We start from the raw sequence: 14107 nt of genomic DNA, 5'->3' as shown, positions 1-14107 counted from the left end.
AAGCCCCTTAACTGAATTTCTTGAGCGCCTGTGCCAGCATCACATAAAGCCGCCCCATGTCGCTGGACAACAGGGTGGTGGCCAGGGCGCCGCCCCGGTCCCCGATCATGCCGCGTTCCATCAGGCTTTCAAAGTCGCGCATGAAGCGGCTGACCACTTCCTTGAAGTCCCGGTCCTCGGCCACTTTGGCGGCGATGGCCCGGCGGGTGCGCCGGTCGGCCAGTTGCAGGGTCTTGCGGGCGAACACGCCCCGGTCGCCGCCGCGATAGGCGTCCCACAACTCGGCGCCCACATTGTTGCTGAGCGCCCGTGTGATGTCGATGGAGGCATTTTCCAGGCTTTCCATCAGAAGCTGCGATGTGCGGCTGAAATCGTTCTGGCTGCTGCGGGTGATGCGTTCCTCGATCTCGGCGGTCTGCTGAAGGAAGGTGTCGGCGCGTTCGGCGATCTTGGCCGCTTCATTGCCCAGGCGAGAGGCCAGCCAGGCGCCTTCTCGCTCGGCCCGCTCGGTGGTTTCGGTATATTCCCCCAGCAGCCGGGCGAGGGTGGCCTCGATCTGCTCTTGCAGTACCGTGATCTGCTGGCTGGCCTGATCGGTGATCTCTTGCAGGGCGCTGTGCAGGTCCGTGCGGGTGTCGGTGACGGTGGCTTCCATGGCCGCACGGACCTTGGCGCTTTCGTCCATCAGGTGGGTGCTGGCCGCATCCATGCGGTCGGCCGCTTCCATGCTGCTGGCGTGGAACTGGTCGATGCGCCCGCCCATGCGATCCGATGCGCCGCCAAGCCGCGTGATGACCGCTTCGGTTTCGCTGGTGATGCGCTGGCGTTCTCCGGCAAAGGCATCCGCCGCCGCGCCCAGCGACCGGCTGGCCTGTGTCAGATCGGTCTTGAGCGCCGCCGCCTGACCGCTCAGGCCGTCCACCGCCGCGGTAAGGCTGTCCCGCGTGTAGCGGCCCTCCCGGTTCAGATCCTCGATCCGGTTGGCCATGCGGTCGGCCTCCTCCCCCACATGGCCCGCCGCGGTGCCGGAAGCCTCGTCCACCTGGCGTATCATGTCCTCGAAGCGGGTCAGGCTTTCGTTCACGCGCTGGGCGGCATCGCTAGCGGTCTGGCCAAGCTGGCTGCGCTGGTTGGCCAGATCGTCTTCCAGCCTTGCCAGCTTCTGCCGGGTGTCGGCCAGATGCTCGGCCAGGGCCCGCTGATGCTGGTCGAAATCCTTGCGGGCGGCGGCCATGTCGGTGCGCACCGCCTCGGTCTTGGCCGTCAGGCTGTCGGCGCGGTCTTCCATGTCCACACTGATGCGCCCGATCTTTTCCCCCTGGGCATTGGCGGTGTCGGACAGGCCCTCTATGTCGCCACTCACCGCCTGAATCATTGCCTTCAGGCGCTTTTCCGCGCTTTCGGCGGCATGTTCCACCTGGGCCAGCGCGTCATGGCTCTGGCTTGACATGGTGTTCGCGGTCTCTTCCAGCGTGGTGCGGGCATGGGCAAGGCGTTCCTCTAGGAAGCGGTCCATCTCCGTGGTGCGTTCCTGAAGTATCCTGCCGGTGTCGTCCGCATGGGTCCGGGTGGCTTCGTGCACATCTCTGGAGACCTGGACGACCTCTCTGCTGTGGGTATCAAAGGTCTCGCCCGCCTCAAGGATCAGGCCGCGCGCCTTTTCAACCGCCTTCAGAACGTCTTCGGTCAAGTCCCCGGTTTTTCTGGCCAAAAGGGCGCTCACCTCGTCCGTGGCGCTCAGGGCCTGTTCGGCGGCGGCCTTTACCTGATCCACGTGCTTGGCCAGAGACTCGTTGATTTTTGTTGATTCGCTGGCAGAGAGCGTGGCCAGCTCATGCAGCACCTGACCCTGGGCGCGCATATGATCGGACAGCTCTGCGGAGCGGCCTTCCAGATCGCTCACACCGGATTTCATGCGGTCCATGCCGGTGCTGAGGGCTTCGGTCAGGGATTCCAGCCTCAGAGCAATGTCCGATCCCACCTGATCCAGTCGGTCGCCCCGGCTGTCCAGCAGGGATGTGGCCTGCTCGATGCGCCCGTCCAGCGTGGCGCCCGCCGTTTCCAACTGGAGCACGGCGCCGCCAATGCGATCCTGCAAGGCATTGCCGCGCTGCTGGGCGTCCTCCCCGGCGTCGTGGATGCTTTGGGCGACGCGGCTGATGGTTTCCTCGATGGTCTCGAACCGGCGTTCCATATCCTCGGTGGTGGCGCCCAGTTGATCCCGCTCCCGGCTGATGCTGTCGGTGATGCTGGCGGTGCGGGCTTCGGTATCGGCGGTGGCGCTGAACAGGTTGGATATCTGGGTCTGAAAGCGGTTTTCCAGATTTTCGATCCGCTCCATGGCCAGCGCGCTCACCGCTTCCACATTGGAGATTTCCTTTTCCAGAGAGCGGGTCAGCATGTCCAGCCGCAGTTCCGCCTGCTCCACCGGCGCCATGGCCTTGTGCAGGGTGCGCGACATGGCGAGCCGCCGTTCCAGCAGCGGGTCCGTCCGCTGAAAGGCCAGCGTGACCAGCCAGATCACCGCCAGCGGCGTGGCGACGCCGGCGGTCAGGCTGGCGAGTGTGGCCGGGCTCATCTCCGCGATGGAGGTGAGCCCCCGTTGCCACAGCACGAAACCGGCGCCGCCCAACCAGAACAGGGACAGCAGAGCGGCCAGCCCGACGGAGCGATAACGGCGCCCGCTACCGGACGACGCCTCTTCCCGCCGGTCATGGTCCGTCGCCGTGCCGCCTTCTGCCTGCGGGTCTTCCCGCGTGCTGTCCCGGGGGTTTTCCGCATCCAATGGGCGGGGTGTGAAATCCATTTCGGCCTTGGACATGGGGGTTCCTGAATTCGCCTGACTGTCTGTTGCGGGGCCATGGTGCCGCTACGCATGATGCCAGCGTTCACCATTCTGTCATTCCGGTCAACGCCGTCAGCCGTTACACTGGCTGAAAGCCGACAATGGGAGGCCCCGATGGCTCGAAAACGGCCCACAGCGGCACAGCAGCGCTATCTGGCGCTGGGTCTGGACCAGCCCGGCGGCAAGCTGCCCCTGTTCGACAGGGACGGTCAGCGCATCCCGGCGCGGACGATTCGGGCCTGTCTGGCCGAAGGCTGGTGCGTGCCCTGGGTGCATAATCCCGTCAAGCCGGACTGGCTGGTCTGTCGGCTGACGGCGGAAGGGCGCCGGATCGCACAGCGGCAGACCGCAAAGCGGGATCATGAAACGGGCAGGGGGCAGGCATGACGGAAGACGCTTCCACACACGCGGCGGACGGGGCCGGGTGGGATGAAACGGTTCTGCTGGACGGGGATCATCTGGATGGCTTCACCGCCGGGGACCCGGATGTGACGGCGGCGGTGCTGTCGGTATTTCTGGAACAGGCGGAGCAGCACCTTGCCGCGCTGGCGCGGGCGGATGGCGACTGGTCGGACAGGGCCCACAGGCTCAAGGGGGCGGCCCGGTCCATCGGGGCGTGGCGGCTGGCGGCTGCGGCGGCGCGGGCGGAGCATCTGGGCGCCGCCCCTTCAGGCCCGGCGCGCCAATCCGTTCTGGATGATCTGTCGGGGCGCATGGGGCTCACTCTGGATGCGGTGCGGGACCGGCTTGCCGCGATCGGACAGCCGGGTGATCACTAAGGCATTGACCTTATTGAGTCCCTGCGCCTAAATGTAACCGGAAAGACAGCGTTTCTCGATCGGCCCGAAGGGGAGAGGGTGGTCAATGTCCGACAATTATGACTTTGACAGGGTAAGTGTCCTGCTGGCGGAAGATAGCCCTTTCATCCGCTCCCTGCTGGTGAACTCCCTGAAAGTTCTGGGCGTGGGGCACGTCTATGCCGTGGAAGACGGCGGCGATGCCATCAATTTCCTGAAACGGGTCAAGGAAGAGCCCATGAAGGTGGGCTGCCAGCAGGTGGATATCATCATTTCCAACTGGGATATGCACCCGGTGGATGGCATGATGTTCCTGCGCTGGGTGCGACGGCACAAGGACAGCCCGGATCGGTTCGTGCCGTTCATGCTGATCACCGCCTATACCGAGCAGGAGCGCATCACCGAAGCCCGTGAAATGGGCGTGACGGACATGCTGGCCAAGCCTTTCACCATCAAGCATATCGGCGAAAAGCTGATATCCATTATCGAGCGGCCACGCCAGTTCGTGCATACGGCGGATTATTTCGGCCCGGATCGGCGACGCAGGCAGCGTGACCATGGCGGGCCGGAACGGCGGGTTCTGACGGACAAGAGCGACGGGGTGGAGATTATTCGTGGCTAAGCAGGACGGCGTCATAGTGCGCTTTTACCGGTTCCAGAACCGGCTGAAAGAGAAAACCGCCGGCCTTTCGCCGGGGCGCGGCAGCATCGACCCGGAAGCGCTCGAAAAAGCGCAGGAAACGCTGGATAAACTGGCGGAAGACTATCCTGACTGGGTGAACAATCTGATCACCAAGCTGCATGAAAAGCACAGCCGCTGTGTGGATACGCCGGAGAACCGCAAGGAATTTTTCGAGGAAATCGCCCATATCGCCCATGATATGAAGGGGCAGGGCGGCACATTCGGCTATCCGCTCATCACCGCCTTTGCGGAATCGCTCTATGGCTTCACCAATGGCCGTCGGGAGCCTGACGACGACGAGGTGGAACTGGTCAAGAGCCATGTGGATGCCATGCGGGCCGTGATCAAGAACCGGGTCAGTGGTGATGGCGGGGACGTGGGCAAGCAGCTTACCGCCGGTCTTAACCGCGCCATTGAGAAATATAAGAAATAGACCGGCCCGCACCATATCCGGGGATGATCCGGGGGCTTTGACATAACGTGAATGTGACAGTTCGTGGGCGGCAATCGGCCTATCCTTCTGGCACAGACATGGTAGAAGCCCAGCCACCTGATTGTCAGCAGGATCAGCGTTTGGCGATGACGGCCCATGATGGAATTGTGCCCGTGCGCCTGAAGGATATGGCTTATGATGGCGAACCGATTGCAAGTTGTGAAAAAAGGTGCTCTGGCGGCTGGTCTGATCTTGGCCATGGCGGCGTTGCTGGCTGGCAACGGCGCCTTTTCCCCTGCCGTGGGGCAGGGCGAGGATGCGGGCGCCGCGCGCACCCTGGGACTGCCCGAAGGCACCCGGATTGTCGCCGCCGGGGACATCACAGTGCCGGAGCCGCTGCGCCGGGCTGTTGATTCCGACAAGCGGCCCGATGAAGATCGCCTGACGGACAAGCGACGCAAGCCCGCCCGGATGCTGGCCTTTCTGGGCGCGGCGCCGGGCATGGAAGTGCTCGATCTGTTCTCCGGCGGTGGCTATCACTCGGAAATTCTGGCCCGTCTGGTGGGGCCGCATGGCCATGTGGTCGCCCACAACAACCGCGCCTATATCGGTTTCAAGCAGGATACGCTGGCCGGGCGTTTCATGTCGGGCCGTCTGCCGCAGGCGTCGCAGCTTATCGTGGAAGGCGACGATCTGGACTTCCGCAAGGGTCGCTTCGATCTGATCCTGATGTCGCTCACCTACCACGATTTTTTCTGGACAAACGACACCTGGCCGGGTGTGGACGCCGCACGCCTGTTGTCGGAACTGTTTGATGCCACCCGCTCCGGCGGCGTTGTGGGCGTAGTGGATCACCGCGCGCCCGACGGCCATGGCATTGAAGGGGCGCGGGAATTGCACCGGATCGAACCGCAGGTGGTGATTGATCAGATGCGGGAAGCGGGCTTCAGCCTGGTGGCGGCCACCGACCTGTTCACCAACCCGGATGACCCGCTGGACGTGCCCATGTGGAACCCGTCCGTGCGCGGCCATACGGATCGCTTCGTTCTGAAATTCCGCAAGCCGGGCGAAGACGGCGGCTCCTGACGATGGGGCACCGGGCGCGCGAGTCCGCCCCGCTGCCTGAACGCTCGCGCCCGCCCTTTGAGTGACTCTGGCGGTTATTGAGCCGCCGGGGTCGCTCCTTCAGTGTCCCCAAGCGCATGGCGCATCAGGTGGTAAATGACATTCTGTTCCATCAGGCCGCGGGCCAGATGGGCCTGCGGGCCGATGGCATAAAGCGCCACGTCCTCGCCGCCATGGGTTTCCGAGCGTGTGGGGACAAGCGCCTGTTGCTGGTAATCGGGGGCGCGCACGGACTCCATCGTCTCCTGGGGGCGCTCCCCCGTGATGCTGCCCGGCCCGGTCCAGTAGCCCAGCGTGGTATAGGGCTTGTCGTCCTTTGCCTTGGTGGGGCTCTCGCCATGCGGGGGCACCACCAGGCCGGTGATGGGGTTCCCTCGGCGCGGATAGCCCGCCATGGTGAAGGTGTGGCTGTGGTCCGCCGTTACCAGGATCAGGGTGTTGTCCACATCCACCATGTCCAGCGCGGTTGCGACCGCTTCCGACAGGGCGCGGGTATCGTCCAGCGCCCGGTGGGCATTGCCGCCATGGTGCGCGTGGTCGATCCGCGCGGCTTCCACCATCAGGTAAAAGCCGCCGTCTTCCTTTTGCAGCGTGGTGATGGCGGCGCGGGTCATGCTGGCCAGGCTGGGCTGGTCATCGCCCCGGTCGGTTTCATAGGCCATGTGGCTGTCGCTGAACAGGCCGAGAAGCGGGGCGCGCCCTTCAGCCACGGCCTGTTCCAGCCCCCCGGCGTCGCGCACGAAAGCGGCCCCGTCCCGCTGCTGCCATTCCTTGGTCAGGTCGCGGCCATCCGTGCGGCGCCCGCCTTCCACCTTTGAGGGCACGAAATTCCGATAGCCGCCGCCCAGCGCCACATCCAGGCCGTTTCCGCCCAGATCATTCAGAATTTGCTGGGCGATGTCACGGCAGCCCGCTTCGCGTATGGCATCGGGCATGTCGCTGTCATTTTCCCAGTCCCGATTGGTGCTGTGGGCATAAACCCCGGCGGGGGTGGCGTGGGTCAGGCGCGCGGTGCTGACAATGCCGGTTTTCATGCCCCGGCGCTCGGCGGTGGCGGCCAGCGGGGTCAACCAGGCATCGTCCGCTTCCGGGCAAGTGCCCTGCGCCACATGGGGCGCCGAATTGATCACGCCGATGCGGGTTTTGGCGCCGGTGTTCATGGCAGAGGCAGTGCCCGCTGAATCCGCCACCTGGGCATCCACATTATAGGTTTTGACGAGGGCGCTATAGGGGAAGCGCTCGAAGGAAAGGGCTGTTTCCTCCCCGCTTTTGCCCTGTTGCTGAGCGGCGAAAATGCGGCCTGCCGTCAGCGTCGATACCCCCATGCCGTCACCGATGAACAGAATGACATTCTTCGCCCGGCCCGTATTGGGGGCCTGTTCAAGACGCGCTGAAATGGCGGCCTTGCCCGCGCTCATCCAGTCCTGCGTGGTGCGATCCGGTGCCGTGAAGGCGGCGGATGTATCCTGTGCATGAAGGCCGGTCATGCCCCCAAGGGCGAGACAGGCGATGACGGCGGGGTGCAGAAGTTTTTTCATGTGGCGGCCCTGTTCGGTGATGATGTTGTGTGGCCAATCTAATGAAGAAGAACGGGGGTGGAAAGCCCCCCGTGACGCCATGACCGGTTTGGCCGGTTTCGTCGCCCTCTTTTCTAGCGATGGAAATCCTGCCAGATTGTGCACTGGACAGTCGGCCCGAAAGGCGGGGCGCAACGGATGGAATGTGATGAAACTTGCTGGTCATACACTGTCATCGGATACCCGGCCTTTCATCGTGGCGGAAATGTCCGGCAATCATGGTGGATCGCTGGACCGTGCCAGGGCGATCATTGACATGGCCGCCGAAGCCGGGGCGGATGCCATCAAGTTCCAGACCTATGAACCGGATACCATCACGCTGGATGCGGATGGGCCGGATTTTCGCGTCGGCAATGCCCTGTGGGAAGGCGCGCGGCTGTATGACCTGTATGAAAAGGCCCATACGCCGTTTGCCTGGCACCCGGACCTGTTCGCCCATGCGCGGGCGCGGGGGATCATGCCGTTCAGCGCGCCTTTTGATGTCAGCGCCGTGGAGCTGCTGGAAAGCCTGGATTGCCCCGCCTACAAGATCGCGTCGCCGGAACTGGTGGATATCCCCCTGATCCGCAAGGTGGCGGGGCTTGGCAAGCCCATGATCCTGTCCACCGGCATGGCCACACCGGACGAGATAGACGAGGCCGTGAACGCCCTTAAGGGTGCCGGCGATCCGCCCTTCATGCTGCTTCACTGTGTCAGCAGCTATCCGGCGGATGTGGCGGATGCCCGGCTCGGCGCCATTGCCGCGCTCAGGGCGCGTTATGGCTGCCTTGTGGGGCTTTCCGATCACAGCCGGGGCGGGGCCGTGCCTGCCGCGGCGGTGGCGCTTGGGGCGGCGCTGATCGAAAAGCATGTGTGCCTAGGCCGCGACGGCAGCGGGTCGGACGATGCCTTTTCTCTGACGCCGGAAGAATTGCGCTGTCTGGTGGCGGACAGCCGCGCCCTGCACCGCGCCTGCCGGGACGCGGCCATCGGCCCCACCGCCGCCGAGGCCGATACCCGCCGTTTCCGCCGGTCGCTGTATGTGACGGCGGATGTGCAGGCGGGCGACAGGGTGGGGCCGGACAATGTACGCTCCGTGCGTCCGGCGGCGGGCCTGCATCCACGCTATCTGGATCGGGTGACGGGCTGTACCTTCAGGCGCGCCGTGCCGCGCGGCACGCCATTGAAGGCCGAGCATCTGAATGATTGGGAAGCATGGGAAGCGGATTATGATGCAGCCCCCATGCAGCCGAAATAGACCCGACGCACCGGGGTGGCACGGGCTGAACCGTCGGTGTTTTCGGCGTGTGGGGTGCGGCGGGATCGCACCTTGGCCTGATCCATGCTTGGTGGATAGAGTGGCCGCTATTGACCGCATCAGCAGGAGAGAATGCGTGATCCCATCTTTTTCCGCCCATGGTAGAACCCTGTTCGGGGATGTGCTGGACAAGGCCGCCTGTGCGGCGTTGCTGGATCAGTTGCGGGCCGGGCGGCCCGACGGGGAAGGGCTGTTTCTGGATGAGGCCGAGTTCGATGCCAACCCCGAATATCGCGGCGTGAACCCGCGGCCCGGCCGCAATCTGCTGGAACGGCACGGGGACGGCCTGGATTTCGTGGAGAACAATCCGGCCCTCGTGGACGGGCTTGGCGCGCTTTTGGGGCCGGGCTATCGCATTCTGGACAGGAAAGTGGTGATGGGTGTGCCGGAAGCCAGGATTCCCGATTGGCTGAAGCGGCGCATCCGGGGGAATTTCGTCAATAATCTGGGGCCTTATGTGCGGCCTCAATACCGCGACGTAACCTATTTCTGGGGCATTGACCTGCATCAGGACATTATCGATTGGCGTAACCGGGAAGCGGATTTCGTTACGCTGTATGTTTATCTGCATGATGTGGGCGTGGCCGACGCGCCGCTGTTTCTGCTGCCGGGCAGCCATCGGTTCGGGGCCACCACCTTTCCCCATGAGCTGACGGCGGGTGACGGCGATGTGGTCACCTATGGCGACGGGCATGGCCGCACCATGAAAACCCGCTATGAGCGCCTGACCGGCCCGGCGGGGACCGTGGGGCTGTGGCACAGTTGCGTGCTGCACGGCACGCAGCCGGATCGAAGCGACCATCCGCGCCTGTCCCTGCGCTATCTGATCGCCCGCGACCCGGATGCCGAGCACGCCGGGATCGACGATGTGAATGCGGCCATCGAGGGGCCCCTGTCGCTGGCCCAAACGCGGGAGGATCTGGACGAGCAGGGCGCGGCGGCCAAAAGCGGCAATGTGGTCAACACCATAAAGGCGGAGTGATCCCATGGCCACGCCCGCGCGGATCGGCCTCAGGCCACTGGAAGACCGGGACCGGGAGCGGCTGCGCACCTGGCGCAACAGCCCGGACGTGGCGGCCTTCATGTATAATGACCATCCCATCAGTTCTGGGGAGCACGCCCGCTGGTTCGATGCCGCGCGCACGGATGAGCGCCGCTTTTATCGCCTGATCCTGGTGGGAGAGACCCCGGCGGGCCTGTTCAATTTCTATGACATCGACCCCGCGCACAAAAGCGCCAAATGGGCGTTTTATCTGGCCGACCCGGTGGCGCGCGGCGCGGGCGTGGGCACGGTGATCGAGCACTTCGCGCTGCATTATGCCTTTGAAACGCTTGGGCTGAACCGCCTGTCCTGCGAGGTGCTGGCCAGCAATGCGCCGGTGGTGGCCATGCACCAGGCGTTTGGTTTCGTGCAGGAAGGCGTGCTGCGGCAGGCCATCCGCAAAGCCGGCGTCCTTGAGGATGTGGTGATCCTCGCCGCGCTGCGCGACGACTGGCCGCATATTGCAAAAGCGGCGAAAGAACGGCTCGCGGCGAAAGGGTTACAGCCCGCCCACCTGCTCGCCTGACGACCTTTCACCGCGTGATCACATCCGCAATTCCTAAACTTTGGGCGGTCTTTCACACCGTTTGTCGCATCCTCCCGGCTGCCTGGCGCAGAAGTCTGGCGGCCCTGATTCTGTCATGGGATGGTCACTGTGTCGCCCGCATGAAGACAAGAAATAAGGCGGCACTGCATGACAGCTATTGCCGGATTGGCCGGCACGCGACAAGCGAGGAGATCGACCATGAACCGTTTTGTGAAAACCGCCATCGCCACCCTGTCCCTGGCGGGAATGACCGCCACTACCGCCTTTGCCGGTGCCGATCATGGCGCCGAGGCCACCAAGGCTCGGCTTGGGGGCTGGCTGAAAGACGCCGCTCAGGCCGTGGACAGCGTGATGACCTATCCGGTCATGGCCCAGCGCCGGGGTGCCGAAGGTGAAGCCAGCTTCCGTGTGACCATCGATCGCAGTGGCGACGTGGTGACCCATGAAGCCCTGCCCAGCAATGCCGATATTCAGATCCGCGCGGCGGCACGCCGGGTTCTGGAAAAGGCGGATTTTCCTGTCCTGCCCGCCAGTTATGGCAAGGGTGAGTTGAGCTTCCAGCTCAACCTGACCTATGCCATGGCCGGTAGCGCCCATGAGGCCCGCGCACTGGAACGCGCCACGGAGGTGCGCAGTGAACGCATCGCCAGCCGCCGCGGCCCGGTATCCGCCAGCCTGCAAATTCTGCCCTCCGCCGAGTAACGCTTCCCAGGCGTCAATCGTCAGACACTCGGCGTCCCTGGCCGCACTGGTATGACCGGTGCGGCCTTTTTCTTTATCCTGAAAAGCCACATTAAATCTTAATTATGTGTTAAACATAATACAGATAATCAAACCAGAGGTCATCACGTGGCGATTGAAAACAACAGTGCCGATAGCATTACTATCCGTCAGGCCAATGACGGGGACATTCCTTTCCTTGTGGAATTTCTGGTGAAGTTGGCGGTTCATGTTGCCGGGGGAACGCCTCAGACCCTCAAGCAATCGGAGCGGAAAAACCTTACGAAATTTTTGACCACGGCTTTGGCGGATGAAGACAAGATGGTGGTGGTGGCCGAGGATTTGAACGCCCGGCTCGTGGGAATGGGATATATTCATGTCTGGCGCCGGGAAAGCATCTGGGAAGAGATGGGCGACAAGGTGTTCAAGTCCGGCATCATTGATAACATCTGGGTGGAGCCGGAATACCGCCAGTCCGGTGTGTTCCGGGCCATGCTGCGCGAACTTGTTGCCTTTGCCGAGGAACAGGGCGTTCATGAACTGGTTCTGGAATATGCGCTTTCCAACAAGGAAGCCGAGGAGGTCTGGACCAGGCTTGGCTTTCGACCCACCGGCGTTCGTGCCACGGCCCTTGCCGAGTCGGTGATGGCGGTGCTGTCGGACCCGGAATGAGGCGCAAGCCCGATGATCGGGGCTGTTCATGCGCGGGAAGGGGGAAAAGTGACAGGTGATCGCAGCGTTACGGTTTTTTATGACGAGGCAATGCTCGGCCATAACCCGGAAGTTGACTTTCCGTTTATTCCCAGCCGCGTGGAAAAGCGCGTCAGGAACATTCTTCAGGGGCTGGACTTCAAGTGGACCTATCCAGAGCATCCTGGCCGCCTGACGGCCATAATGAAACTGCTGGAGGAAAAGCCCATACCCGGCGTTCAGGTCACGGCTGGCCCGCACGCCACCCGTGATCAGTTGGGCCGGGTACACGCCACATCCTATCTGGATCATATTTTTTCACTGGAGGGCAAGCGGGCCTGGCTGGACAGGGACACCACCGCCGTTTCGCCGGACAGCATCAAGGCGGCCACTGCCGCCGCCGGCCAGGCCATCGCCGCCGTGGACGCCGTGATGACGGGGGCGTCGCAGAGCGCCTTCGCGCTTGTGCGTCCGCCGGGGCACCATGCCGAGTCCCTGCGGGCACAGGGGTTCTGCCTGTTCAACAATGTTGCCGTGGCGGCCACTCATGCGCTGGCAAAATCCGGCTGCGAGCGGGTTCTGATCGTGGACTGGGACGCCCATCACGGCAACGGCACCCAGAATATATTCTGGGCCGACCCGGACGTTCTTTTCTTCGACATTCATTGTGCCGCCCCTTTCTATCCCGGTTCCGGCCATCTGCACGATGTGGGCGGCGGCCTTGGCGAGGGTTATACCGTCAATGTGCCGATTCCCGAAACCGCCGGGGACCTGGCCTTTGAAAAGGCATTCCGGGACGTGCTGGTGCCCGCGGCGGATCGCTTCGAGCCGGACCTGGTTCTGGTATCCGCGGGCTTCGACCCGCACCGGAATGACATGGCCCTGAACCTGACCTATGGCGGGTTCAAGGTGCTGACCAGCATTGTTCAGGACATTGCCGACAGGCACTGCAATGGCCGATTGGCGCTGGTGCTGGAAGGGGGATATAATCTGACCTCCCTGTCCAATGGCGTTCATGCGGTGCTGGACGTGCTGGCCGGGGGCGATGTGCCGGAGCTGGTCGAATGCGGTCTGAAGGAGGTGGTGGAAGCGGCGGAGTTTCACCGGGAAGCCTTCATCGAGGACTGACCCGGCGTTGTGGCATTTATACCCAAGACAGGGCTGGCGCGGCGCCCTTAGCTACCACGCAGGGCTTTTACCGCGCGGTCGATGCCGTCGAGTGTGAGGGGGAACATGCGCTCCCCCATCAGTTGGCGGATCATCTGGATGGACTGGCCGTATGGCCAGTGCGCTTCCGGCACGGGGTTGAGCCAGGCGGCGCGGCTGTAGATGTCCAACATGCGGCGGAGCCAGACTTCGCCGGACTCTTCGTTCCAGTGTTCCACCGAGCCGCCGGGATAGGCGATCTCATAGGGGCTCATGGATGCATCGCCCACAAAGATCAGCTTATAGTCGCCGCCATAGGTGTGCAGCACATCCATGGTGGGGATGGTTTCGCTGTAGCGGCGGGCATTGTCCTTCCACACGCGCTCATAGGGGCAGTTGTGGAAATAGAAGAATTCCATATGCTTGAATTCGGCCCGCGCGGCGGAGAAAAGCTCCTCGCATACCTTTACGTGCGGGTCCATGGAGCCGCCCACGTCCAGAAACAGCAGCACCTTCACCGCATTGTGGCGTTCCGGCACCATCTTGATGTCCAGAAAACCCTGCTTGGCGGTGGATTTGATGGTGTCATCCAGGTCCAGCACCTCCGGCTGGCCGGTGCGGGCGAACTGGCGCAACTTTCTGAGCGCCACCTTGATATTGCGGGTGCCCAGTTCCACGCTGTCGTCCAGATTGCGGAACTGGCGCTTGTCCCACACTTTCACCGCGCGGCGGTGGCGGCTTTCCTTTTGCCCGATGCGGATGCCTTCCGGGTTGTAGCCATGGGCGCCGAAGGGGGAGGTGCCCGCCGTGCCGATCCACTTGCTGCCGCCTTCGTGGCGCTCGGTCTGTTCTTCCAGCCGTTTTTTCAGGGTTTCCATGAGCTCTTCCCAGTCGCCCATGGCCTCGATCTTTTCCCGTTCCTCCTCGCTCAGATACAGTTCCGCCATCTGGCGCAACCAGTCTTCGGGGATCTCCACGTCTTCTTCGCCGGTGAATTCGATGCCGGAAAATACGTGTGAAAAGATACGGTCGAATTTATCAAGCTGGCTTTCGTCATGCACGAAGGTGGCGCGGGCCAGATAATAGAATTCATCCACGGAAAAGCGGCCCACGCCGTGTTTCAGCGCGTCCAGAAGGGTCAGATATTCCTTCAGGCTGACCGGCAGGCGGTGATCCCGCATGGCATGGAAGAAGTCCAGGAACATG

At 63.2% G+C, this 14107-nt stretch carries 14 protein-coding genes; 11 read left to right on the top strand and 3 right to left on the bottom strand.

Going from position 1 to position 14107, the window contains the following annotated elements:
• Window positions 1-7: 7 nt before the first annotated feature.
• Complete coding sequence (locus WGH93_RS09040) at window positions 8-2821, bottom strand: coiled-coil domain-containing protein (RefSeq protein WP_374764557.1); 2814 nt, start codon at window positions 2819-2821, stop codon at window positions 8-10.
• A gap of 138 nt (window positions 2822-2959) precedes the next feature.
• Here WGH93_RS09040 and WGH93_RS09035 point away from each other — a divergent pair, with 138 nt between their 5' ends.
• From WGH93_RS09035 to WGH93_RS09015, 5 genes are all read left to right on the top strand, one after another.
• Window positions 2960-3232, top strand: a complete 273-nt coding sequence (locus WGH93_RS09035; protein WP_374764556.1) for a hypothetical protein — start codon at window positions 2960-2962, stop codon at window positions 3230-3232.
• Window positions 3229-3624, top strand: a complete 396-nt coding sequence (locus WGH93_RS09030; protein ID WP_374764555.1) for an Hpt domain-containing protein — start codon at window positions 3229-3231, stop codon at window positions 3622-3624. The genes WGH93_RS09035 and WGH93_RS09030 overlap by 4 nt, the downstream gene beginning before the upstream one ends.
• Window positions 3625-3709: 85 nt before the next feature.
• The gene (locus WGH93_RS09025) at window positions 3710-4264 is read left to right on the top strand and encodes a response regulator (RefSeq protein WP_374764554.1); all 555 of its coding nucleotides are present in this window, start codon (window positions 3710-3712) and stop codon (window positions 4262-4264) included.
• Window positions 4257-4757 carry an Hpt domain-containing protein gene (locus WGH93_RS09020; protein WP_374764553.1) on the top strand — a complete coding sequence of 167 codons (501 nt, stop codon included), beginning with the start codon at window positions 4257-4259 and terminating at the stop codon, window positions 4755-4757. The genes WGH93_RS09025 and WGH93_RS09020 overlap by 8 nt, the downstream gene beginning before the upstream one ends.
• A gap of 195 nt (window positions 4758-4952) precedes the next feature.
• A complete protein-coding gene (locus WGH93_RS09015; protein ID WP_374764552.1) occupies window positions 4953-5843 on the top strand; it encodes a class I SAM-dependent methyltransferase in 891 nt (296 codons plus the stop codon).
• A gap of 74 nt (window positions 5844-5917) precedes the next feature.
• Here WGH93_RS09015 and WGH93_RS09010 read toward each other — a convergent pair whose 3' ends face one another.
• Window positions 5918-7420 (bottom strand): alkaline phosphatase, encoded by a 1503-nt coding sequence (locus WGH93_RS09010; RefSeq protein ID WP_374764551.1) that lies wholly within the window; start codon window positions 7418-7420, stop codon window positions 5918-5920.
• 187 nt (window positions 7421-7607) lie between these two features.
• Between WGH93_RS09010 and pseI the strand changes: the two genes are divergently transcribed.
• The 6 genes from pseI (at window position 7608) to WGH93_RS08980 (ending at window position 12883) form a co-directional block, all read left to right on the top strand.
• On the top strand, window positions 7608-8696 hold the full coding sequence (pseI, locus tag WGH93_RS09005) for a pseudaminic acid synthase (RefSeq protein ID WP_374764550.1): 1089 nt from the start codon (window positions 7608-7610) through the stop codon (window positions 8694-8696).
• A 136-nt stretch (window positions 8697-8832) separates the two neighbouring features.
• Window positions 8833-9738: a phytanoyl-CoA dioxygenase family protein gene (locus WGH93_RS09000; RefSeq protein ID WP_374764549.1), complete on the top strand. Its 906-nt coding sequence runs from the start codon at window positions 8833-8835 to the stop codon at window positions 9736-9738.
• Window positions 9739-9742: 4 nt separating this feature from the next.
• A complete protein-coding gene (gene pseH, locus WGH93_RS08995) occupies window positions 9743-10324 on the top strand; it encodes a UDP-4-amino-4,6-dideoxy-N-acetyl-beta-L-altrosamine N-acetyltransferase (protein ID WP_374764548.1) in 582 nt (193 codons plus the stop codon).
• A 219-nt stretch (window positions 10325-10543) separates the two neighbouring features.
• Window positions 10544-11047 (top strand): energy transducer TonB, encoded by a 504-nt coding sequence (locus WGH93_RS08990; protein ID WP_374764547.1) that lies wholly within the window; start codon window positions 10544-10546, stop codon window positions 11045-11047.
• A 147-nt stretch (window positions 11048-11194) separates the two neighbouring features.
• Complete coding sequence (locus tag WGH93_RS08985) at window positions 11195-11737, top strand: GNAT family N-acetyltransferase (RefSeq protein ID WP_374764546.1); 543 nt, start codon at window positions 11195-11197, stop codon at window positions 11735-11737.
• Window positions 11738-11785: 48 nt separating this feature from the next.
• Window positions 11786-12883, top strand: coding sequence for a histone deacetylase family protein (locus tag WGH93_RS08980; protein WP_374764545.1), 1098 nt, complete (start codon window positions 11786-11788; stop codon window positions 12881-12883).
• A gap of 47 nt (window positions 12884-12930) precedes the next feature.
• Here WGH93_RS08980 and WGH93_RS08975 read toward each other — a convergent pair whose 3' ends face one another.
• Window positions 12931-14106: a vWA domain-containing protein gene (locus tag WGH93_RS08975; RefSeq protein ID WP_374764544.1), complete on the bottom strand. Its 1176-nt coding sequence runs from the start codon at window positions 14104-14106 to the stop codon at window positions 12931-12933.
• Window position 14107 lies beyond the last annotated feature (1 nt).

The organism is Yunchengibacter salinarum, from assembly GCF_037658235.1.
GTDB classification, from domain to species: domain Bacteria; phylum Pseudomonadota; class Alphaproteobacteria; order Sphingomonadales; family Kordiimonadaceae; genus Yunchengibacter; species Yunchengibacter salinarum.
This window is presented reverse-complemented; position numbering and strand designations above follow the sequence as displayed.